The 22,949-nt window shown below is 74.5% G+C and carries 14 protein-coding genes; 7 read left to right on the forward strand and 7 right to left on the reverse strand.

Annotated elements, in window-relative coordinates:
• The first annotated feature begins 6 nt into the window (after nt 1-6).
• Complete coding sequence (locus AB0G79_RS31195) at nt 7-1,245, forward strand: M23 family metallopeptidase (protein WP_360812425.1); 1,239 nt, start codon at nt 7-9, stop codon at nt 1,243-1,245.
• A 103-nt stretch (nt 1,246-1,348) separates the two neighbouring features.
• Nucleotides 1,349-2,293 carry an aldo/keto reductase gene (locus AB0G79_RS31200; RefSeq protein ID WP_360812427.1) on the forward strand — a complete coding sequence of 315 codons (945 nt, stop codon included), beginning with the start codon at nt 1,349-1,351 and terminating at the stop codon, nt 2,291-2,293.
• A 13-nt stretch (nt 2,294-2,306) separates the two neighbouring features.
• On the opposite strand, the gene AB0G79_RS31205 is transcribed toward AB0G79_RS31200, so the two are convergent.
• The 4 genes from AB0G79_RS31205 to AB0G79_RS31220 form a co-directional block, all read right to left on the reverse strand.
• Complete coding sequence (locus AB0G79_RS31205) at nt 2,307-3,620, reverse strand: PrsW family intramembrane metalloprotease (RefSeq protein ID WP_360812451.1); 1,314 nt, start codon at nt 3,618-3,620, stop codon at nt 2,307-2,309.
• Nucleotides 3,621-3,967: 347 nt separating this feature from the next.
• Nucleotides 3,968-4,696, reverse strand: coding sequence for a tRNA (guanosine(46)-N7)-methyltransferase TrmB (gene trmB / locus AB0G79_RS31210; RefSeq protein WP_360812453.1), 729 nt, complete (start codon nt 4,694-4,696; stop codon nt 3,968-3,970).
• A gap of 103 nt (nt 4,697-4,799) precedes the next feature.
• Nucleotides 4,800-5,999, reverse strand: coding sequence for an L-2-hydroxyglutarate oxidase (gene lhgO, locus AB0G79_RS31215; RefSeq protein ID WP_360812429.1), 1,200 nt, complete (start codon nt 5,997-5,999; stop codon nt 4,800-4,802).
• A 76-nt stretch (nt 6,000-6,075) separates the two neighbouring features.
• Nucleotides 6,076-7,560, reverse strand: coding sequence for an MFS transporter (locus tag AB0G79_RS31220; RefSeq protein ID WP_360812431.1), 1,485 nt, complete (start codon nt 7,558-7,560; stop codon nt 6,076-6,078).
• A 585-nt stretch (nt 7,561-8,145) separates the two neighbouring features.
• Here AB0G79_RS31220 and AB0G79_RS31225 point away from each other — a divergent pair.
• Together AB0G79_RS31225 and AB0G79_RS31230 are read left to right on the forward strand one after the other, a co-directional pair.
• Nucleotides 8,146-10,314, forward strand: a complete 2,169-nt coding sequence (locus AB0G79_RS31225) for an asparagine synthase-related protein (RefSeq protein WP_360812455.1) — start codon at nt 8,146-8,148, stop codon at nt 10,312-10,314.
• A gap of 353 nt (nt 10,315-10,667) precedes the next feature.
• Nucleotides 10,668-13,979: a BTAD domain-containing putative transcriptional regulator gene (locus tag AB0G79_RS31230; RefSeq protein ID WP_360812433.1), complete on the forward strand. Its 3,312-nt coding sequence runs from the start codon at nt 10,668-10,670 to the stop codon at nt 13,977-13,979.
• Here AB0G79_RS31230 and AB0G79_RS31235 read toward each other — a convergent pair.
• Together AB0G79_RS31235 and AB0G79_RS31240 are read right to left on the reverse strand one after the other, a co-directional pair.
• Nucleotides 13,966-15,966: a sigma-70 family RNA polymerase sigma factor gene (locus tag AB0G79_RS31235; protein ID WP_360812435.1), complete on the reverse strand. Its 2,001-nt coding sequence runs from the start codon at nt 15,964-15,966 to the stop codon at nt 13,966-13,968. The genes AB0G79_RS31230 and AB0G79_RS31235 overlap by 14 nt on opposite strands.
• Nucleotides 15,967-16,187: 221 nt before the next feature.
• The gene (locus tag AB0G79_RS31240; protein ID WP_360812437.1) at nt 16,188-17,036 is read right to left on the reverse strand and encodes a helix-turn-helix domain-containing protein; all 849 of its coding nucleotides are present in this window, start codon (nt 17,034-17,036) and stop codon (nt 16,188-16,190) included.
• Between the two features lie 353 nt (nt 17,037-17,389).
• Here AB0G79_RS31240 and AB0G79_RS31245 point away from each other — a divergent pair, with 353 nt between their 5' ends.
• Both AB0G79_RS31245 and AB0G79_RS31250 read left to right on the forward strand, forming a co-directional pair.
• Nucleotides 17,390-18,754, forward strand: coding sequence for an NAD(P)/FAD-dependent oxidoreductase (locus tag AB0G79_RS31245; protein ID WP_360812439.1), 1,365 nt, complete (start codon nt 17,390-17,392; stop codon nt 18,752-18,754).
• Nucleotides 18,755-18,869: 115 nt separating this feature from the next.
• Nucleotides 18,870-20,522 (forward strand): SpoIIE family protein phosphatase, encoded by a 1,653-nt coding sequence (locus tag AB0G79_RS31250; RefSeq protein ID WP_360812441.1) that lies wholly within the window; start codon nt 18,870-18,872, stop codon nt 20,520-20,522.
• A gap of 54 nt (nt 20,523-20,576) precedes the next feature.
• On the opposite strand, the gene AB0G79_RS31255 is transcribed toward AB0G79_RS31250, so the two are convergent.
• Nucleotides 20,577-21,854: an MFS transporter gene (locus AB0G79_RS31255; RefSeq protein ID WP_360812443.1), complete on the reverse strand. Its 1,278-nt coding sequence runs from the start codon at nt 21,852-21,854 to the stop codon at nt 20,577-20,579.
• 153 nt (nt 21,855-22,007) lie between these two features.
• Here AB0G79_RS31255 and AB0G79_RS31260 point away from each other — a divergent pair, with 153 nt between their 5' ends.
• The gene (locus AB0G79_RS31260; RefSeq protein ID WP_360812445.1) at nt 22,008-22,553 is read left to right on the forward strand and encodes a MarR family transcriptional regulator; all 546 of its coding nucleotides are present in this window, start codon (nt 22,008-22,010) and stop codon (nt 22,551-22,553) included.
• The last annotated feature ends 396 nt before the right edge of the window (nt 22,554-22,949 follow it).

The following is a 22,949-nucleotide window of genomic DNA, read 5'->3' on the forward strand; positions in this document are numbered from 1 at the left end:
GCCTCCGTGGCGTCCAACACTCCCGCACCCGAAGCCCCCTTCGACGCCTTCGGTGGTGGTGCGGGTCCTGCCGCTCCGGGCACCGAGTGGAACCCCACCGAGGGATCCCTCCGCGCCGAGAGCCGCTCCGGCGGCCGGCACCGGGTCGTCAAGCAGCGCTCCAACTTCGCCCGCTCCTCCACCGTCCTCGGCGTCGGCGTGATCGCCGCCGTCGGCGCGGGCGGCCTCGCCACCGCGCAGGAGAAGCCCCCGGTCTCGATAGCCCTCCCCGACCTGCCGGACCTCCCCGACCTGCACCTCCCGGCAGCGGAGGACCTCCCCGGCGTCGGCGAGTTCTTCGCCGACGAGGAGCGGGGCACGGGCGGCTCGAACGGCTCCGGGAACTCCACCGGAACGACCGGCAACGCGAACCCGCTCACCGCCGCCACCTACGTCACCCCCGCCGCCGAGCGCACCGCCCCGGCCGCTGCCGCCGACGAGACCGCCCGGGCCGGGGCCGCCACGGCGACCGCGAACACCGCCACCGCCGCCACCTTCACCCCGTCCACGCAGCCCACGGCCAGCACCGTCGACGCGGGCGAGATCCTGCGCGCCCGCATCCTCCAGCAGGCCGAGCAGCAGCAGGCCGAGGCCGACGCCGCCGAGAAGGCGGAGGCCGAGCGCCTCGCGGCCGAGAAGGCGGCGACGGAGGCCGCGGCGGCCGAGGCCGAGGCGGAAGCCGAAGCCAAGGCCAAGGCCGAAGCGGAGGCCAAGGCGGAGGCCGAGCGGATCGCCGCCGAGAAGGCCGAGGCAGAGCGGATCGCCGCGGAGAAGGCGGAGGCCGAGCGCCTGGCGCAGCTCGCCGCCAGCTACTCGCTGCCGCTCTCCTCGTACAGCCTCACCGCCACCTACATGCAGTCCGGCTCGATGTGGTCCTCCGGCTACCACACCGGCCTCGACTTCGCCGCGCCCACGGGCACGCCGCTGAAGGCGGTCCACGGCGCGACCGTGAAGTCGGCCGCGTGGTCCGGCTCGTACGGCTACCGGATCGTCCTGGAGCTGGAGGACGGCACCGAGGTCTGGTACTGCCACCTGTCGTCGATGCTGGTCAGCGCGGGCCAGACGGTGGGCACCGGCGAGACGATCGGCCGCGTCGGCGCCACCGGCAACGTCACCGGCGCCCACCTCCACATGGAGGTCCACACGGCGGGCGGCGACGGCATCGACCCGGCGGCCTGGCTCCGCTCCAAGGGCCTGACGATCTGAGGCCGGTCGAGTCCGGCTCTCCCTCCCGTGCCGGCTCTCCCTCCCGTGCCGGCTCTCCCTCCCGTACGGAATAGCCCCGGCGGCGCGGGCAGTTGATCACACCATGACGACTCTCCGCCCGCTGGGCGCTTCCGACCTGCACGTCTTCCCGCTCGCCCTCGGCGGCAACGTCTTCGGCTGGACCTCCGACGAGGCCGAGTCCTTCGCCGTCCTCGACGCGTACGTCGCCGCGGGCGGCAACTTCGTCGACACCGCCGACATGTACTCCTCCTGGGCCGAGGGCCACGAGGGCGGCGAGTCCGAGGCGGTCATCGGCCGCTGGCTGGCCTCCCGAGGCAACCGCGACGACCTCGTCATCGCGACCAAGGTCGGTGCCCACCCCCGCTACAAGGGCCTCGCCGCCACCACCGTCAAGGGCGCCGTCGAGGAGTCGCTCCGCCGCCTCGGCACCGACCACATCGACCTCTACTACACGCACTTCGACGACGAGACGGTCCCCGTCGAGGAGATCGTCACCGCCCTCGACCAGCTCGTGAAGGACGGCAAGGTGCGGGCCGTCGCCGCCTCCAACATCTCCCCGGAGCGGCTGCGCGCCTCCCTCGACTTCGCGGAGGCGGAGGGCCTCGCCCGGTACGTGGCGCTCCAGCCGCACTACAACCTCGTCTCGCGCGAGACGTACGAGGGCCCGCTCCTCGACACCGTCGCTGAGGCCGGACTGTCCTCCGTGCCGTACTTCGGTCTCGCCTCCGGCTTCCTCACCGGCAAGTACCGCCCGGGCGCCACGGTCGACAGCGTGCGCGCCGACGGCGCCGCCCAGCACCTCGCCACCGACCGCGGCCAGGCCGTGCTGTCGGCGCTCGACGAGGTCGCCGCGGCGCACGGGGCCGAGGTCGCCACGGTCGCCCTGGCCTGGCTCGCGGCCCAGCCGACGGTCGCGGCCCCGATCGCCTCGGCGCGCACGGTCGAGCAGCTGCCGGCGCTGGTGGCGTCGGCGGACCTGACGCTCACCGAAGCGGAGCTCGCCCTCCTGACGAAGGCCTCGGCCTGACCGGGGCCCGGGGCTAGCTTCTGTACGGGTTGTAGCCGCCGTAGTCGAGGTACTGCGGCGGCGCCCACACCTTCCCGGTGGCCCGTGCCGCGTACGTGAGCGAGGGCGAGGCGACCTCCCGGCGCTGCCACAGGTGGTGGAGCAGCTCCTGCTCGCGGGCGGTGAACTCGGCCTCGGAGAGCCCGGCCGTGCCGCGCCGGGCCCGGTTCCGCAGGAACGCGAGGGTCGTCGCGAAGGACTCGTACTCGCCGACCGCCTGCGCCGCCGGAGGCCCGTACGTCCGGGCGGCGAAGGCGCGGGCCATCTGCCGGGCGCCCATCGAGGAGAGCGCGAGCGGTTCGGCGGGGGAGAGCCAGCCGGCCGCCGCGTACGCCGGGAGCTCGCCGGCGATCGTGCGCAGCTCGCGCTGGCGGCTCCACACCGCGAGCCAGGTCAGCAGCCCGAAGGCGGGCACCATGAAGCCCACGTAGACGAGGAAGAACCAGGGGCCGCCGTAGCTGGCCGAGCCGTTCCAGGCGGCGTGCATCCCCATGGCGAGCAGGAGCCCGGCGATCGGCAGCAGGACCCGGCGCAGCCGCTTGCCGCGCGGGGCGAGGGCGGCGAGGCCGAAGCCGATGCCGGTCAGCACGGTGAAGAGCGGGTGGGCGAACGGGGCCATCACGATGCGGCCGAAGAAGGTCGCGGCGGTGACGGAACCGATGCCGGACGTGCCGGCCATCTGGTCCTCGCCGAAGGCGTTGCCGAGATAGAGGATGTTCTCGGTGAAGGCGAAGCCGGTCGCGGTGAACCCGGCGAAGACCACGCCGTCGACGAGCCCGCCGAAGTGGCGGCGGCGCAGCAGGAAGAGCAGCAGGAGTGCGGCGGCCTTCGCGGTCTCCTCGACGACGGGCGCGACGACCGTGGCGCCGAGGGCGTCGGCGGAGTCGGGGTCGGCGGTGGCGGTGGCTATCCAGCGGACGGCGAAGGTGTTCGCGAGGATCGCGACGAGCGCGGCGGCGAAGGCGCCCCAGGCGAAGGCGAAGAGCAGGTTCTTCCAGGGGCCGGGCTCGACCCGGTCGAGCCAGCGGAAAGCGGCCACCAGCAGTGGTACGGGAAGCACCGCGAGGCCCAGGCCGACGAGGAAGCCCTCGGTGCCGGTCTGCTCGCGGACCATCGCCAGGATCACGAGGGCGCAGAGCGCGAGCAGCGTGATCACGGCGACGGCCCGGAGGACCCGGCTGCGCCAGAAGGCGCGGCGGGGCCGGTAACGCCACTGGGACCGGTCGGCGGCGACGGCGGCGACGAACGCGGGTTCGTGCTCGTCGCTGCCCCGCCGCGGGACGGGCACGGCGAGGACCTGCGCGGGGGACTCGGGCGCTGACGCGGTTTCGGCGGGAACGGAGTTCGACACCTGACCGACCCTAACGACCCCCACCGACACCGTACGAGCGAGTTCGAGATCTCCACCCCCGGCCCCGAGCCCCGGCCCCGTGCCCCGGTCCCGTGCCCCGGTCCCGTGCCCCGGTCCCGTGCCCCGGTCCCGTGCCCCGGTCCCGTGCCCCGGCCCCGAGCCCCGGTCCCGTGCCCCGGTCCCGTGCCCCGGCCCCGAGCCCCGGCCCCGAGCCCCGGCCCCGAGCCCCGGTCCCGTGCCCCGGTCCCGTGCCCGAGCCCCGTGCCCCCGGCCCCGTGTCTGCGTCAGGCGCGGGGGACGCGCCGGAAGAGCAGGTCGTGCACGACGTGCCCCTTGTCGAGCCCCTGACCCTCGAAGCGGGTGACGGGCCGGAAGTCGGGGCGGGGCGCGAAGCCGCCGTCGGCGCGGGTGTTCTCGAAGTCCGGGTGCGCGGTGAGGACCTCGAGCATCTGCTCGGCGTACGACTCCCAGTCGGTGGCGCAGTGCAGGACGCCGCCGGGCCTGAGCCGGGTCGCGAGCAGGCTGAGGAACTCGGGCTGGATCAGCCGGCGCTTGTGGTGCCGGGCCTTGGGCCACGGGTCGGGGAAGTAGACGCGGCACCCGTCGAGGGAGTCGGTGCCGAGCATCTCGCGGAGCAGGATGATCGCGTCGCCGTTGGCGACCCGGACGTTGGTCAGGCCGTTGCGGTCGGCGAGACCGAGAAGGTTGCCCTGGCCGGGGGTGTGGACGTCGACGGCGAGGATGCCGGTGCCGGGGTCGGCGGCGGCCATCTGCGCGGTCGCCTCGCCCATGCCGAAGCCGATCTCCAGGACGACCGGGAGCCCGCCGAACATCTCGCCGAGGTCGAGGACGCTCTTCCCGTCGATGTCGAGCCCCCAGTCGGGCCACCGCTTGAGCATGGCCTCGGCCTGCCCGTACGTGACACGGCTGCGGCGCGGTTGGAAACTCCGGATCCGCCGCTCGTGGTGCGCCCCCGCGGGGTCGGGCATGGGCCCCTCGCCGGGCGCGAACATCCGACTGCCGCGGCGGGCGGCGGGCGGGGCTGCGGGGGGCTGCGGGGAGGAGTTCTCGCTCTGCTCAGACACAACGGCCGATTCTACCGGCAGAAGGTGAGCCCTATTTGTCCAGTATGCGCAGAGCTCTCGCCGCGACCTCGCGCCCGATCGGCAGGGAAGCCGTCGCCGCGGGCGACGGCGCGTTCAGCACGTGCACCGTCCGCACCGCCTCCCGGATCAGGAAGTCGTCCACCAGCGTCCCGTCCCGCAGCACCGCCTGCGCCCGCACCCCCGCGGCCGCCCGCACCAGGTCCGACTCCTCCACGACCGGCAGCAGCCGCCGCACCGCCTCGGTGAAGGCCCGCTTCGACAGCGACCGGCGCAGCTCCCCCGCCCCGTACCGCCAGTGCGCCCGTCCGATCGCCCAGGACCCGGGCCAGGCCAGCGTCCCGCCCAGCTCGCGGGGCCGGACGACGGACCACCCGTACCCCTCGCGCGCGAGCGCCGGCACCGCGTTCGGCCCGATGTGGACGCCGCCGTCGATGCCCCGCGTCAGGTGCACGCCGAGGAACGGGAACGCCGGATCCGGCACGGGATAGACGAGCCCCCGCACGAGCGAGGGATCGGCGAGCTCGTAGTACTCCCCGCGGAAGGGAACGATCCGCATGCCGGGGTCGTCGCCGGCGAGCCGCGCGACCTCGTCGCAGTACAGGCCGGCGCAGTTCACGAGGACCTTCCCCCGCACGATCCGCCCGTCGCCCGTCCGCACCGCCACCCCGAAGGGTCTCCGGTCGACGGCGACGACCTCCGCCCCGTACAGGATCCGCGCCCCGGCCTCCTCCGCCGAGGAGGCGAGCTGCCGGGACACGGCCCCGTAGTCGCAGATACCGGTCGTGCCGACGTGGATCGCCGCGAGCCCCCGCACCCGCGGCTCGTACTCGCTGATCTGCGCGGGCCCGAGCTCGCGCACCGGGATCCCGTTCTCCCTGCCGCGCTGGACGAGCGCGTGCAGCCGGGGCAGCTCGTCGCGCCCGGTGGCGACGATGAGCTTCCCGGTGACCTCGTGCGGGATGCCCCACTCCGCGCAGAACTTCACCATCTCCGCCGCGCCCTCGGTGGCGAAGCGCGCCTTGAGGGAGCCGGGCCGGTAGTAGATCCCGCTGTGGATGACCCCGCTGTTGCGCCCGGTCTGGTGCCGCGCGAGCGCGTGCTCCTTCTCCAGGACCGTGACCCGGGTGCCGGGGCGGGCACGCGTCAGGGCGTACGCCGTCGACAGACCGACGATCCCACCGCCGATCACCAGCACGTCACAGTCAAACACCAGCGCCACCTCCCACCCCTGATAGTGCACTGGCCCACTGACAACGCCCCTAAACGCCCACAGCGTGGGATGCGTGTCACGCCGGCGCGACGAGCAGCGGCCGGGCCAGCTCCCGCAGCTCGACGACGCGGGGCTCGTGCCCGTACGGCTCCAGGCGGTGCAGCAGGTCCCGTACGTACTCGGTCGTCCGCGCCGACGAGATCCGCCCCGCCACCTCCACCGCGAGCGTCCCCGCCGCGCAGGCCGCGTCCAGGTTCCCCGACTCCAGCTCGGCCACGGCCGACACGACGAGCCGCAGCCCGTGCGAGCGGACGAACTCCTCCGTCGGCCGCGACAGCGCCTGCTCGGTGAACCGCCGCACCTCGCCCGGCATCCTCAGGTCCCGGTAGCACTCGGCGGCGTCGGCGCAGAACCGGTCGTACGAGTAGAAGCCCAGCCACGTCGGGTCGGCGTCGCCCTCCCGGGACCGCTCCAGCCACCCCTCGGCGGCCTTGAGCGCCCCCGCGGCGGCGGGCCCGTCGCCCGCCTTGGCGTGCGCGCGTGCCTCGACGAGCCGGAAGAAGGACATGGTGCGGGCGGTGGCGAGCCCCCGGTTCCGTTCGAGGGCGGCCTGCGCGAGGTCGACGCCCTCGTCGGCGAAGCCGCGGTAGGTGGCCTGGAGCGACATCGACGCGAGGACGTACCCGCCGAGGGGCACGTCGGCGGCGGCGCGGGCGAGCCGCAGGGCCTGGATGTAGTAGCGCTGGGCGGCTTCCTGCTGCCCGGTGTCGAAGGCCATCCACCCGGCGAGGCGGGTGAGCTCGGCGGTCGCGCCGAAGAGCGCCCGGCCGACCTCGTCGGAGTACGAGCCGAGCAGCAGCGGCGCGGCGTCCACGCGTAAGCACTCCGGGACCATCGACGAACGCCAGTCGCCGCCGCCGTACTTGGAGTCCCAGCGCCGCGCGTCCTCGGCGGCCTCGCGGAGCTTGGCGACGTCGCTGTGCCCCACGCGCGCGTGCTCGGCCCCGAGCTCCCCGCCGGAGGCCGCGCCCGCCGCGCCCCCGCCCCTGCTCCCGGCGCCGCCCCGGGGCAGGTCCCGTGAGACGTCCCGCTCCACCGAGGGGTCGGCCGGCGTGATGAGCCACCGAGAGGTCGGCGTCGCGTACGCGCTGACCGCGAACGACCCGGCCAGGGACTGCCAGATCCCGCCGCCCCCGGCCCGCCGCCCGGCGAGGTCCAGCCGGTACAGGTCGGTCGCCGAACGCACCGCCTCGCCCACGTCGCGCGGGAACGCGAGCCCCACCTCGGGCGCCGGGTCGGCGTCCGCGAGGCCTATCTCGTGCAGCGGTACGGGCCGGCCGAGCTTCTGCCCGATCGCGGCGGCGATCAGGTGCGGGGCGGCGCCCTGCGGCACCATGCCCTTCGCCACCCACCGGGCCACCGACGTCTTGTCGTAACGAAGCGTCAGTCCCCGCTGTGCTCCGAGGTCGTTGACGCGCCGGGCGAGCCCGGCGTTGCTGATGCCCGCGAGGGCGAGAACCGTGCCGAGCTTCTCGTTCGGCCCGCGTTGCTCCCTGGACATGACGCCACCCCTCGACACGACACCCAGACGGCTGCCACGACGCCGGGCATAGGCGTGCGGCATTCGTAAACACAGCGTAGTTCGCCGCATCCCCACCGTTAAGGGGCGGTGTTCCGTATGGCGAGATTGTTGTCTGAACAGTCGTGGGGCGCGGCCGCGCGCCCGGTCCGTGCTCCGCCCATGTGGCCGTGCGCCCGGCCGTGCGCTCTCGTCCCGGAGGCCGGAACGGCGGTTCCATGGGTGGTGCGTGGGTCGGCCCGATCGACCGGGAGTGGTGTCCCGGACCAGTGGGCCGGAGGGCAACCGCCGTCCCATTCCCCGCGGGCGGCGGACGGCGCCGGGAGGCGGGAAAGCCTCCCGGGCTGCCGCGCCGCGTGCGAGCGGCGGGCGCCTCCCCTTCTGTTCGCGCGCCCGCCCAAACCTCGACCGGGGGTCGAGATTCGGCCGAATGTCTCCGGTATCGCGTGATCCTCAACTGGCCCATGCCAGGGGCGCATTCGGATGCGTACACGTGCACCCGGACTCCGCCCCGTGCGCCGTTGTCGTGGCAGCATGTCCCCCACCGAAACGGACGTGGAGGCGCCGATGCGATGGCTGGTGGGCTGGAGCAGTGCGACGGCGAACTTCGCGACGGCACACGCGTTCGGCGCGAACGCGGGGACGGTCTACGACACGGGCCCCCAGCAGACCGCCACCCGCACCCACCCCCCGGCCGCCGAGGCCCGCACGGTCCAGCCCGTGGGCGCCCAGCTCCTCTGGGGCGACCCCGACCCCCTCTGGGCGGTCGGCGACTGGCGCCCCGACGAGATCCGCGTGGTGTCCGTCGACGACCGCACCCGTCTCGCGGTCCTCGGCTGCTGCGCCGCCGGCGACGAGGAACTGCGCGTCGGCCTGCTCACCGCGCGCGGGGGCGCACTGCGGCACCTGACGGCGTGGCCCGGCAGCTACACCGTCGTCGTCAAGGCCGGCCGCCGCGTCACGGTCACGGGTGATCTGGCGGGCGCCCGCCCGGTGTTCCACACCCCGTGGGCCGGCGGCACCGCCTTCGCGACCGCCGCCCTGCCCCTCGCCGACCTCGTCGAGGCCCAGCTCGACATCGGCCACCTCGGCGCCCTGCTCGCCTGCCCGGAGACCCCGGAGGCGCTCCGCGACTCCACCCCGTACGAGGGCGTGCGGCGGGTCCCGCCCGGCCACGCCCTGATCCTCCGGGAGGGCTCACGGGAGATCGCCGGGTACGAGACGGTCGCCTCGCTCGCGGTCGCGGCCCCCGAGGCGGACGCCCGGCAGGCCGTCGAGGGCGTACGGGACGCCCTGGTCGAGGCGGTACGGGCCAGGCTCACGGCCCCCCGGCACGCGCCTGAGGTCCCGCTGCCGGACCCGGGCCCGGTCCCCGGCATGGGGCCTGCGGACCGGCGGGCGGCCCGCGGCGGCGGCCCCGCGCCCGGCATCGGCGCCGACCTGTCGGGCGGCAGCGCCTCCGGCACGCTCGCGCTCCTCGCGGCCGGCCTCCCCGGCGTGCCGGGCACGCTCCACGGGCACGGCACGGGAGCGGGGGAGCGGCTGCTCGCCGTCACCTTCAACGACCTGGCGACCCCCTCGGGGGCGGAGCGCGAGACGGAGCTGGAGCGGGCCAGGGAGCTCGCGGCGGACCCGCGCCTGCACCACGTGGTCGTGGCGGCGGGCGAGGAGGCCCTGCCGTACGCCTCGCTCGACGGCCCGCTCACCGACGAGCCGGGCCCGGCGCTCGTCACGGCGGAGCGCCACCGCAGGCGCCTCGCGGGCGGCAGCGCCGACCACTTCACCGGCATGGGCGCCAGGCAGGTCCTGGACGCCCACCCGGCGCGTCTCGCGGACCTCCTGATGGACCGCCGCCGCCGCTCCCTGGTGCGTCCCGTGACGGCGCTCGCCAAGGCGTCGGGCCCGTCGGCGGGTTCGTTCCTGGTGCCGCTGACCGTCTACCGGGCGGCGCGGAAGCTGGCCCGTACCCCGTACCGCACCGGCCTCGAAGCGGCGGCGCGCCGGGTCCTGGAGGCCAACCGGGCGGCCCCCGAGGGCTTCGGCCCCCTGGAGGCCTCCCTCTCCGCCCTCGCCTGGTCGCGTCCCGGCCCGGCGGCGCGCTGGATGACGGGCGAGGCGCTGGCCGAAGTATCGGTTCGCCTGAACCGTGCGGCGACCCTGCCGGCCTCCGTGCAGCGCCCCGGCGAGGCACGCGCGCGTGCCGCCCTCGCGCGTGCCGCGGCCGACCACCGGGTCCTGGAACAGGCGGCGGAGATCCGCGGCCAGCGGCTGCACGCCCCCTTCCTCGACAACCAGGTGGTGCGCGCCTGCCGCGAGCTCCCCGAATCGCTCCGGGTCCAGCCGGACGCCCGCGCCGGCGTCCTGCGCACGGTCCTTTCCGGCGCGGGCGTCCACGACCTCCCGCCCGGCTGGGGCGCCCCCCACCCCGGCCTCCCGGCCGCCGCCGCCCGCATGGGCCTCCGGGCCGCCCTCCCGCACCTCCTCGCCCTCTTCGAGGCGCCCCTCCTCGCGGACGCGGGCCTGATCGAGGCCCGTGTCGTCCGCGACGCCCTCCGCGCGGCCGCCGACGGCGCCCCCCTCTCCCTGGACGGCCTCGCCGACCTCGTCTCCACCGAACTCTGGCTCCGCCGCCTGATCGCGCGCCGGGGCTCCTGCTGGACGAACACCACCCACCCCCGGGCCCATCGCGCGGTCCAGGGCCCCCTGATCCCCCCGTCGAGGTCGCTGACGGCCTGAGCCGGCCCTGATCCGGGCCTGAACAGGTGAAACGTCACGGCACACTCGTTCGAGCGAACATGTTCGGCCACCGCCACGGGCGCGGTTCTCAGCTGAGAACCGTGAGGCCGGCGAGGCCGTCGTCTGCTCCGAGCCCGTGGGCGACGAGCACCACCACGAGTCCATCCACAAGCCGGGGACAGCCGTCCCGCTCCCCGCCCCCCTCGGCTACACCCCGGACACCGGCGCCTTCCAAGGGACCGGTCCGGGAACCGCCCCGGGAGCCGACCCGGGAACCGGTCCGGGAACCGACCCGGGAACCGACCCGGGTAAACCCCGAGGCGCCCGCCCCACCCACCGGCCACAATGAACCGGTGCGGTATCTCATCCTCGGCACCACCGAGGCCCTTCGTCCCGACGGCACCCCCCTCCCACTCGGCGGCGCACGCCTGCGCGCACTCCTCGCCGCGCTCGCGCTGCGCGGCGGACGCCCCGCCTCCGCCACCGAACTCGCCGACGACGTGTACGGGGACGCCCCGCCGCAGGACGCGCCCGCCGCCCTCCAGGCCCTCGTCGGCCGCCTCCGCCGCACCCTCGGCCCCGAGGCCGTCGCCTCCACCCCCGGCCCCGGCTACCGGCTCGTCGCCGCCCCCGAGGACATCGACCTGTACGCGTTCCAGCGCCTCGCCCGGGACGCGGGAGCCCGCCTGGACGCCGACGACCCCGACACCGCGGCCCGCCTCCTCCGCGAGGCCCTCGCCCTCTTCCGGGGCCCGGCCCTCGCCGACCTCCCCGAACCGGCGGGCGTGCGCCCCGAGGCCCAGCGCCTCGCCGCCCTCCGCCGCCGCGTCGAGGCCGACCTCCGCAGGGGCGCGACCGACGGACTCGTACCGGAGCTGACCGAGCTCACGACGACGTACCCGTACGACGAGGGCTTCCACGCCCACCTCATCCGCGCCCTGCGGGCCGAGGGCCGCCACGCCGACGCCCTCGCCGCGTACGAGTCGGCCCGCCGCACGCTCGCGGACGCCCTCGGCACCGACCCGGGCCCGGAACTCGCGGCGCTCCACCACGACCTCCTGACGGCCGCGCCCCTCGCGCCCGCCGCGCCCGCCGCGCCCCTCGAACCCCCCGCGCCCGCCGGACAGCGACGCGACCACCCCGCACCCGTCCTTCCCACCCCGACCCCCACCCCCGTGCCGGGCAACATCCGCGCCCGCCTCACCTCCTTCGTCGGCCGGGAACCCGAACTCGCCGCCCTCCAGGACGACCTGGCCCACTCCCGCCTCGTCACCCTCACCGGCCCCGGCGGCTCCGGAAAGACGCGCCTCGCCGAGACCGCCGCACTCCGCACCGTCGGCCCCGCCGCCTGGATCGCCGAACTCGCCCCGCTCGACGACCCCGACGCGCTCCCCGGCGCCGTCCTCTCCGCGCTCCGCCTCCGCGAGACCCACCTGATGGGCCGCGACGGCCCGCCCCTCAAGGACGACCCCACCTCCCACCTGGTCGAGCACCTCGCCCGCCGCCCCCTCCTCCTCGTCCTCGACAACTGCGAGCACGTGATCGACGCGGCGGCTGCCCTCGCCGAGACGCTCCTCACCCACTGCCCGGGCCTCCGCATCCTCGCCACGAGCCGCGAACCCCTCGGCGTCCCCGGCGAGGCGGTCCGCCCCGTCGAGCCGCTCCCGCCGGACCCGGCCCACCGCCTCTTCGCCGAGCGCGCCCGCGCCGTACGCCCCTCCTTCGACCCGGCGGCCGACCCCGCCACCGTCGAGACGATCGACGAGATCTGCCGCCGCCTCGACGGTCTGCCGCTCGCCATCGAACTCGCCGCGGCCCGCCTCAGACTGCTCACCCCGCGCCAGATCGCGGACCGCCTCGACGACCGGTTCCGTCTGCTTACCTCCGGCTCCCGCACGGTCCTGCCCCGCCAGCAGACCCTCCGCGCGGTCGTCGACTGGTCCTGGGACCTCCTCGAACCGGCCGAGCGCACGATGCTCCGCCAGGTCTCCGTCTTCGCGGGCGGCTGGGACCTGGCCGCCGCCGAGGCCCTCGCCCCGGGCGCGGCCGACACCCTGGGCGCCCTGGTGGACAAGTCGCTGGTCGTGGCCACGCCCACCGAGGAGACCGCGGGGGAGGACGGGCCGGGCGGCGGCATGCGCTACCGCCTCCTCGAAACCATCCACGAGTACGCGTCGGAGCGCGCCGCCGAGACCCCCGACCTCCTCGCCGCCGCCGGAGCCGCCCACACCGCCCACTTCACGGCCCTCGCCGAGGACGCCGAACCGAGACTCCGCTCCGCCGAACAACTCCCCTGGATCGCGCGGATCGAGCGGGACCTCGACAACATCCGCGCCGCCCTCCACCGCGTCCTCGTCACCGCGCCCGACGAGGCCGCCGCCCACCGCCTCGTCTTCGCCATGGGCTGGTTCTGGTGGCTGCGCAACTACCGCCCCGAGGGCCTGGCCTGGGCCGACCGGGCGCTCGCGCTCGGCGAGGACCCGGACGTCCCGGCGGACCCCCGCTTCTGGCCGCGCATGCACCTGCGCATGCTGCACTTCTTCCTCGCCGTCGACATCCTGACCGCCGCCCACTACCGCGACGACCCCGGGACCGCCGCCGTGGTCGCCCGCGTCCGCGCCGCGTTCGGTACGGACCCGGGGCCCGAGGCCGCCCGCTTCCCGGGGCTGCTCTGGCCGTTCACCGCCTACTTCACCGAGGAGCCGCGCGCGATGCGCGCCCTCCTCGACACCGCCATCGCCAACTGCCGCCGCCACGGAGGCGACTGGGAGGTCGGCATCAGCCTCATGTTCCGTACGCACATGGCGGTCGACACGCCCGGCCTCACGCCCGACGGCTCCGACGCCCTGGCCGGCATCGACGAGGACCTGGCCGAGCTCCGCGCCCTCTCCCGCCGGGTCGGCGACCGCTGGATGAGCGCGCAGATCGAGAGCGCCGCGGCCGAGGCCGCCGTGATGCGGGGCCGCCACGAGGAGGCGGGGAAGGCGTACGAGGAGGCCCTGCGTCTCGCCCGCGAGGTCGGCGCCCACGCCGAGACGCCCTTCCTCCTGGCCCGCCTCGCCGAACTCTCCTACCGCGAGGGCGACATGGCCGCCGCCGAGCGCGGCCTCGCCGCGGCCGAGCACGAGGCCGACCGGTACCACGTCCAGGACACCCGCACGTTCGTCTGCTTCCTGCGCGCCGCCATAGCCCTCGACGCGGGCGACATCCCCGAGGCCCGCGTCCAGCTGGAGGGGGCGGGCCGGACGGCCGCGATGGGCACGCCGCCGCCGCACTTCGAGGCGGCGATCTCCGGCCTCGCCGCGCGCGTGGAGGCGTACGAGGGCGTGGGCGCCGCCGCCGTCACCACCGCGACAGGGGCACTGCGCGCCGCCCACGAGGCCCAGTGCGCGGACCTCGTCCGCGCGGTGCTCGCCGAGGGCGTCGCGGTCGCCCTGGCCGAGGCGGACGAACCCGCCCTCGCCGTGACCGTCCTGGCCGCCGTCGACACCTGGCGCCGGGACCTGCCCCGCTCGGTGCCCGAACGGCGCGAGGCGGCGGCGGTGACGGCGAAGGCGGTCACCGCCCTCGGCGCTCCCGCCGTGGCCGCGGCCCGCGCCGCGGGCGCGGGTCTCGGCGTCGCGGAGGTCCTGTCCCTCGCGGACCGGGTGATCAGCCGCAGCTGATCCGGGACTGCGCCCAGTCTGCGGTGGCCATCCGACCGAAGGGCGTGTGCTGCTCGACCACGAGCCGGATCGCGGAGACGCCCGTGAGGTCGACGTACACCGGGACCGCCGGGTCGCCCGCCCGCATCACCTCGGACCGCCAGAGCTGGACGCCGTCCCCGTAGACGGAGAAGCGGACACCGGCCTGCCGGCGCAGCACGCTCATGTCGTCGATGCCGACGACGGCCCGGTAGCCGGTGCACTGCCGGTTGAGGTTGATGAGCAGCGAGGAGGGCGCGCGCACGCTGACCCCGTGGGCGTACGAGGTCCCCGCGATGTCCAGGCCGGTGCGCTGCCACAGGGGGCTGCTCTCGGCGAGCGACACCTCGGGCTTGGTCCCGTCACCGGCGACCCCGTACTCCAGCTCGTTGAGCTGGTAGTCGGCGGGCGGCGCGGGCGCGGCCGGCTTGGGCGACGGCGGCTCGGGGGGCGGCGTGGGGGTGGGGGTCGGGGTGGGCGTCGGTGTCGGCTTCGGGCTGGGCTTCGCCGGAGGACGAGTGGGCGTCGGCTTCGGCTTCGGGGAGGGGACGGGCGCGACGGTCTCCACCGGCTTCGTCGGCGCCACCGTCTCGACGGGCCTCTCCGGCTCCTCCGTCACGGTGACCGGCGGCGGTACGGGCTCGGGCGTCGGCTTCGGCTTCGGCGGGGGAGCGGGCTGCGACGGTACGACGGGGGTGGCGGCCGTCGGTGACGGCCGGGGCGCGGCGACGGGCTGCGGGTCGCCGGCCATGGCCCAGACGAGCCCGGCGGCGGCCGCGACGGCGGCGGCCGCCGCGATGCCGGCCTTCGCGGGCATCCCGAGCCCCTCGGAAGCGGCACCCCCGGCGGCGGATCCGGCCGTCCCGCCGGAGGCCGCCCCTCCGGCGGCGCTCCCGGCCGTTCCCCCGGAGGCGGCGGCAGCGGCTCCCGCCCCGGCGGCCCCGACGGCACCGCCCGCGACGACGCCGGCGGCCTTGAGCGAGTACCCGGCGGCGAACCAGCCGATGACGGCGACCGGCAGCAGCGCGGGGATCCCGGCATTGACATGGGCCAGTTCACCGGCGGCGAGCCGGCACTTGGCGCACTCGTCCAGGTGCTTGCGCAGCCCGCGCTCCGCCCGCATCCGCAGCCCGCCGCGCGCGTACGCGCCGAGCCGGTCCGCGTACCGGGCGCAGTCGCCGCCCGCGGTGAGGGACTGGCTGACGTGCGCCTGGAGGTAGGCCTGCTTGAGCCCCTCGCGGGCCCGGCTGGCGAGCACGGCCGTGGCGTTGGCGGTCAGCCCGAAGAGGGGTGCGACGTCGCTGGGCGACTCCTCCTCGACGGTCGTGTGCCAGAGCACGGCCTGCCAGCGTTCGGGCAGCGACCGGAAGGCCTGCATGGCGAGCGACTGCTCGGCCTCGTGCATGGCCCGGACGTCCGCGCCGAGGTCCATCGTGTCCTGGTCGGACACCTCGGAGGAGCGGGCGGCATCGGCCGCGAAGACGGCGAAGTCCTCGACGAGGTGCTCCCGCTTCTGGGTCTTGGCCCAGTTCGCGGCGACCCGCCGGACGGTGGTCATGAGGTAGGCGCGCACGGCCTGTTCGGGCCCGGCCCCGCCCCGTACGGCCTGGAGCGTGCGGGCGAACACCTCGGCGGTGAGGTCGTCCGCGGTGTGCGCGTCCCGGCAGCAGGTCCTGGCGTACCGCCGGACCGCGTCGGAGTGGCGCCGGAACAGCTCCTCGTACGCGGAGTCGTCGCCGTCCCGCATGAGCTGGACGAGCTCGGCGTCGGAGGACGGCAGTTCGCGCGGAGGCGGCAGGACGCCCTCCGGCTCCTCGGGCTTCGCCTCGCGCTGGTGCGGAACGCTCGGACCGGCGGGCCCGCCGGAAACCCCTCCCGGGCCACCCTGACTGGGCACCTGACGGGGGGCGGCCTCCCCGGTCCCGGTGCCGCCGCCGCTCTGCTGATCGTCCCGACTGTCACCGCTCATCGCGGAAGCCCCCGTACGCACGCTCGGACCCGAACACCGAGCCAGCCTCCCACAGAGGGTGGGCACGCCGAAGCACGGCGTCCACTTACCACTCGTCCGGGGCGACTTCCCGCATCCAGGCGTAACCGCTCACACGTTCGTGCGACGCGCGTTGGTCCGCCTGGAGCAGGCGACGAGGGCAGCGGAAGCCGACAGGTGATGACCGCCGGGCGACGACCGGCCTACCGGGACCGAAGCCCCTCGAGCAGGATGTCGAGGAGCCGCGACGAGGCGGCGGCCTGCTGTGCGGCGTCCGGCAGGGCCGGGGCGGCGGTGGCGATGACGAGCAGGACGTCGGCCACGGTCACGTCGGTCCGCAGCTCACCGGCCTCACGCGCCCGCTCGACGAGCCGGCCGACCACGTCGAGCAGCTCGGCCGCCCCCGCGTCGTCCCGCTCCTCGGCCGGCGCCGGGCGAGGAGCGACGATCCGGGCGTCGGACTCGCCGACGACCCGCTGGTACGGGACGCGCGCGGCGTCCTCGCCACCGGGGAACCCGACACCGGCCGCACCGTCGACGACGTCACCGGAGGCCGGCTCGTCCACGCCCACCCGGAGCACCTGCGGCGGGAGCAGCCGACCCGCGCCGGAGGCCACCGAGGTCCGCAGGAACCGGGAGAGCGCCGACCACGGCTCCTCCTCCTGGCCCAGCGCGGCCCGCGCCTGCTCGGTCAGCCGGGAGGTCTCCTCCTCGGCTATCCGCCGCACCAGCACGTCCTTGCTGGGGAAGCGCCGGTAGACCGTGCCGACCCCGACGCGGGCGCGGCGCGCCACGTCCTCCATGGGAGCCCCGTAACCGAGCTCGCCGAAGACCTCGCGCGCGGCGCGCAGCACGTGCTCGAGGTTGCGCTGGGCGTCGACCCGCAGCGGCGCGGATCTGCCGCCCACCGACGAGGACACCGTTCCGGTACCGCTCACACCACTGACACCGCCGACGCCACTGACGCCGCCGGCGGCTCCCGCACCCTGGCCGTCGTCGGCGGTCGCCGTCGCGACGCCCGCCTGCTGCCAGCGTGAATCCTGAATCTGCATAAGCGTTCCCCCGCTCATGAGTCTCCCCCCGGAGACTTCCCCGCCCTGATACGAGGTTCCCGGCCGATGAGCGGTGCGGTCCACGCACCCCGATCCGACACCTCGACGAGGTACGAACATAGTTGAGTCCGGGTCAATTCAGAAGGGGGAGTTCCGTACGGTCCGCCCCCCGATCGGAGCAAGGACCGGAACACTCCCGATTACGGCACCGTTGCCCACCCATCACGACTGCCGTGACCTGCGTCTTTCTCCTCGCACGCCCCTCGCGCGCCACCCCGCGCCTCCGTACCCCTCCGGTCACACAATTTGCCGAGCCTGTGGACAAACACCCGACGGCGTTGCGTCATGGGACAGTGACCGAACCTGCGCGCATTCTCGTGGTCGGCGGTGGCTACGTCGGCATGTACACCGCGCTGCGCCTCCAGCGGCGGCTCAGCACGGAGCTCAGATCCGGCGCCGTCGAGATCGTGGTGGTCACCCCCGAGCCGTACATGACGTACCAGCCGTTCCTGCCGGAGGCCGCCGCGGGCTCCATCTCCCCGCGCCATGTCGTCGTGCCCCTCCGCCGGGTCCTCGACCGCTGCCGCGTGGTCATCGGCGAGGTGCGTTCGATCGAGCACGCCAGGCGGACCGCGACCCTCTCCACCCTCGCCACCGAGGAGGAGGGCACCGGCGACACCGAGCTGACCTACACCGAGCTCGTCCTCGCCCCCGGCTCGGTCTCGCGCACCCTCCCGGTCCCCGGCCTCGCCGACCACGGCATCGGCTTCAAGACCGTCGAGGAGGCCATCGGCCTGCGCAACCACGTCATCGAGCAGATGGACATCGCCTCCTCCACCCGCGACCCCGCGGTCCGCGCCGCCGCCCTCACCTTCGTCTTCGTCGGCGGAGGGTACGCGGGCGTGGAGGCCCTGGCCGAGCTGGAGGACATGGCCCGCTACACGGCGCGGTACTACCACAACGTCAGGGCGGAGGACCTGAAGTGGGTCCTCGTCGAGGCCTCCGACCGCATCCTCCCCGAGGTCGGCGAGGAGATGGGCCGGTACGCCGTCCGCGAGCTCCGCGGCCGCAACATCGACGTCCGCCTGGAGACCCGCCTCGAGTCCTGCGAGGACCGCGTCGCCGTCCTCAGCGACGGCACCCGCCTCCCCACCCGCACCGTCGTGTGGACCGCGGGTGTCAAGCCGGCGCCGGTCCTCGCCGCCACCGACCTGCCCCGCAACGAGCGCGGCCGGCTCCGCTGCACCGCGCACCTCGCCGTGGAGGGCGTGGACCACGCCTGGGCGGCCGGCGACGCTGCGGCCGTCCCCGACGTCACCGCGAAGGAACCCGGCAAGGAGTGCGCGCCCAACGCCCAGCACGCCGTCCGCCAGTCCAAGGTCCTCGCGGAGAACGTCGCCGCGTCCCTCGCCGGCCGCCCGCTCACGGAGTACGCGCACGCGTACGTCGGTTCCGTGGCCTCCCTCGGCCTCCACAAGGGGGTCGCGCACGTCTACGGGCGGAAACTCAAGGGCTACCCGGCCTGGTTCATGCACCGCGCCTACCACCTCAGCCGGGTGCCCACCTTCAACCGCAAGGCCCGCGTCCTCGCCGAATGGACCCTCTCGGGCCTGTTCAAGCGGGAGATCGTCTCCCTCGGCTCGCTCGAACACCCGCGCGCCGAATTCGAACTAGCCGCCGCACCGCCACCGGATCACGGCGACAAGCCCTCCCCCTGACACCCCTGACGTCACTGTCAGTGCACTCGTCCACACTGGACGTGTGACCATAGGTGGGCTCACACCTGCACAGCGTGACTCTGCACGGCACCGACACCACGAGGCATAGAGATCCGTGAACTTCACCCGTTGGAGCGCCCGGCTCCCCGGTACGCAGCGCCGCGCGGCGCGGGGGACCGAAGGCTCCGTGCCCGCCGCCCGCGGTGAGTACGGGCAGCAGCTGGAGCAGCCCGGCGACGGCACCGCCGAACCCGGCGCCGCCGCCGACCCCGACGTACCCGCCCTGGAGGACTTCTCCGTACGGGAACTGCTCGGCCGCCTCCCCGGCCTGGTCGCCCTGGTCTACGGCCAGGAGCACCGCATCGCGTACGTCAACGACGCCTACGCGGCCGCGTTCGGCCCCCGACCCGCGGGCGCCACCGTCGCCGACACCTGCCCGGAGGCGGAGGACCTCGGCCTGCTGCCCCTCCTCGACCAGGTCCTGCGCAGCGGCAAGCCCCGTACGGTGAAGTCCCGCCGCACCCAGGACGGCGGGTCGTACACGGTCACCTGCCTGCCCGTCGACAGCCCCCACATCGAGGGCGGCGTCCTCGTCCACGCCACCGACGTCACCGACCACGCCGACGCCGCCGAGCGGCTCCGCGCCAGCGAGCGCCGCCACCGCGAGACCGCCGTCACCCTCCAGTGCTCCCTGCTCCCGCAGGAGCTGGAGCAGCCCGACGACCTCCGCATCGCCGCCACCTACCAGCCCGGCGGCACGGACGCGGCGGTCGGCGGCGACTGGTACGACGTGATCACCCTCGGCGCCGGCCGCACCGCCCTCGTCATCGGCGACGTGATGGGCCGCGGCGTCCGCGCCGCCGCCGTCATGGGCCAGCTCCGCACGGCGGTCCGCGCGTACGCCCGCCTCGACCTCCCGCCCCACGAGGTCCTGCAACTCCTCGACGGCCTCGCCGCCGAGATCGACGCCAGCCAGATCGCCACCTGCGTCTACGCGATCCACGACCCCAGCGAGGGCAAGCTCGTCTACGCCTCCGCGGGTCACCTCCCGATCCTCGTACGGGACGAGGACGGCACCGTCCGCCGCGCGGAGGATCCGACGGGCCCGCCGCTCGGCACCGGCGGCTGGCTCCACGCCTCCGGCTCCATCGCGCTGCCGCCCGGCTCCACCGCCGTCCTCTATACGGACGGCCTGGTCGAGCGCCGCCGCGAGGACATCGACGAGGGCGTCGAAGCACTCGCCCGCGCCCTCTCCGGCGCGAGCGGCACCCCGCAGGTCGTCTGCGACCGTCTCCTCCGCGCCCTGGGCGTCACCGCCGAGCACGACGACGACGTGGCCGTCCTCGTCGTCCAGCACCCCTCCCGCGAGGGCACCGACGCCGAGCTCTTCCACAACGCGGCCCTGGAGCTCCTCGGCGGCGTGGAAGCGGCCCCCCGCGCGCGTGCCTTCGCCTCCGGCGTCCTGGCCAGCTGGCGCTTCCCGGTCGAACTGTGCGACCTCGGCGTCCTCGCCACCAGCGAGCTCGTCGCGAACTCCCTCCAGCACGGCACCCCGCCCATGCGCCTGCGCCTGCGCCGCACCGACCGCCGCCTGATCATCGAGGTGACGGACGGGGACGACCACCTCCCGCGCCGCCGCAAGGCGGAGACGGAGGACGAGGCGGGCCGGGGCATCTCGATCATCGCGACGATCGCCTCCTCCTGGGGAAGCCGCCGCACGCCGGGAGGCGGCAAGGCGGTCTGGTGCGAATTCGCCCTGCCCAACTGAAACGAAAGGGCGCGGACCGATCGAAGACGATCAGTCCGCGCCCAGGGACGGCGCCTACGCGCCGGCGCTCTCGCTCTCCCGCACCGGCTCGTGCCGGGCGACGACCTTCGACGGCTTCGCCGAGGCCAGGGACGGCTGGTTCTGCTCGGGGGTCAGCTGCTTCCCGAGCCGGACCGCCAGGAACGTGATGCCGAGCGAGAAGAGCACGAACGTCACGATGTACGGACCGTGCAGCGCGGCACCCATGGGCCCGCCCACGGCCGGACCGACCGCCAGGGCCAGCTGCTTCACCAGGGCGAAGGCCGAGTTGTACTGCCCCACCATCGACTCCGGCGCCAGGTCGGCCACCAGCGGCGCCACGGTCGGCGACAGCATCGCCTCGCCGAGCCCGAAGAGCGCGTACGTGGAGACGAACGCGGCGGTGGCCATCGCCTGGCTGCCGTGCCCGAGCCCCGCGTACCCGGCGATGAGCCAGGCAACGGTCCAGATCAGACCGACGGCCGCGATCACCCGGGTGCGCTTGCGGCGCTCGACGAACTTCAGCACCAGGAACTGCGCCGCCACGATGACCGCCGTGTTGGCGGCCAGCGCGATGCCGAGCGTCGACGGCTCGATCCCGGCGGCCTCCGTGCCGTAGGCGGCGAGACCCGATTCGAACTGCCCGTAGCAGGCGAAGAACAGCACGAAGCCCAGCACACACAGCTGCACCATCGCCTTGTGCCCGAGCAGCGCACGCACACCGCCGCCCTTGGCGCCCCCGGAAGGACGGGTGTCCCGCAGGGCGGGCGAGCCCGGCATCCGCACGGTCCCCACGACCGCCGCGAGCACCAGGAACATCGCCGCCTCGATCGAGAACAGCAGGACGAAGCTGCTGGGCCTGCTCGTGTCGACGAGCAGGCCGCCGATCAGACCACCGACACCGAGGCCGAGGTTCTGCAGGAAGAACTGCATGGCGAAGGCGCGCGTACGACCGGCGGGGGTCGAGCACCAGACGATCATCGTCGCGAGCGCCGGCTGGAGCACGGCGGTACCCGCGCCGAGCAGCGCCGCGGACCCCACGGCCGCCGGCACGTTCGACGCGAACCCCATGCCCACCGCACCCACGGCGGCCACGCCGGACGCGAGCAGCAGAACGGGTACGGGCCCGCGCCGGTCGATGGCCCGCCCGCTGAAGGGGAGGACCACCAGCGCGGCCATGGCGAAGACGGCGAGGACGACGCCCGCGGTGGCGGCGCCCAGATCCCGCACCTGAGCCACGTACACATAGAGGTACGGCACGGTGAAGCCGAGCCCGAACGAGCTCAGCGCACTGCCTGCCTGAATCCTGCGCATCGCTGCGCCCCTCGCCTTGGTCACACTCACCCACTTCGGTAGAGGTTCAGACCTACACACCTGAACCCTGAAGACTTAGAAGCTAAAATTAACTCCTTAACAATACACACCGAAGGACTTCAACGCCAAGGGGGCGCGTGGGATACTCCCCGCATGTCCGACACCGCTCCCCAGGAGCCGAGCCTCGACGAGCAGATCGCGGCCTACCAGCGCGAGTACCGCGACCTCGACCCCCAGGTCGAGAAGGTCGTCTCCGCCCTCGGCCGCCTGAACCGCCGCATGAACGTGGCGTACGGCCGCCAGCTCGCCGACCTCGGGATCAGCAACGCGGAGTGGGAGGTCCTCAAGACCCTCGTGCTCGCGGGCGCTCCCTACCGGCTGGGCCCGGGCGAGCTCGCGAAGCGCCTCGGCCTCACGCCGGCCGCGATGACCCACCGCATCGACCGCATGGCGGGCGAGGGCCTGGTCACCCGCGACCGCGACGAGAACAACCGCGTCCGCGTGATCGTCGAGCTCACGGACGAGGGCCGCTCGAAGTGGCTGGAGGCCATGCGCATGGCCACGGACTTCGAGGAGGAGCTCCTCCAGGACCTCAGTACAGAGGAGAGGGGAGTCCTCGGCGACGCCCTCATCCGCCTGCTCCGCCGCGTGGAGCTCACCCAGCCCGACGCCGGCGGCCGGCTCAAGGACCTGGACTGACGGACAGGGGTTGACACGCCCCCTGCGGATCCGTAATGTTCTCCGAGTTGTCACGGAGCCGGAACGGTTCTGCGACGACCATCCCGCCGCAGATGCGGCACCTCAACTCGCACGAACTCCCCAACGGGAAAGAATTTCGGCATGCCGAAATTCAATTCGAAAGACTCGATTATGAGTCGCCCGGGGAATCCGCTAGAGTTTGAGACGTCGGAACGGCCCAACAGCCGGAAAGACAAGCCCCGCTGACTGGGGGTCAGGCACTGAAAAGGTCTGATAGAGTCGGAACCGCCGAAAGGCCCGAAGCGAAAGCGAAGGACCGGAAAGCACCGAGGAAATCGGATCGAAAAGATCTGATAGAGTCGGAAACGAAGGAAGCGCCCGGAGGGCCTGGAAACA

Source organism: Streptomyces sp. NPDC020807 (genome assembly GCF_040641575.1).
Taxonomy (GTDB): domain Bacteria; phylum Actinomycetota; class Actinomycetes; order Streptomycetales; family Streptomycetaceae; genus Streptomyces.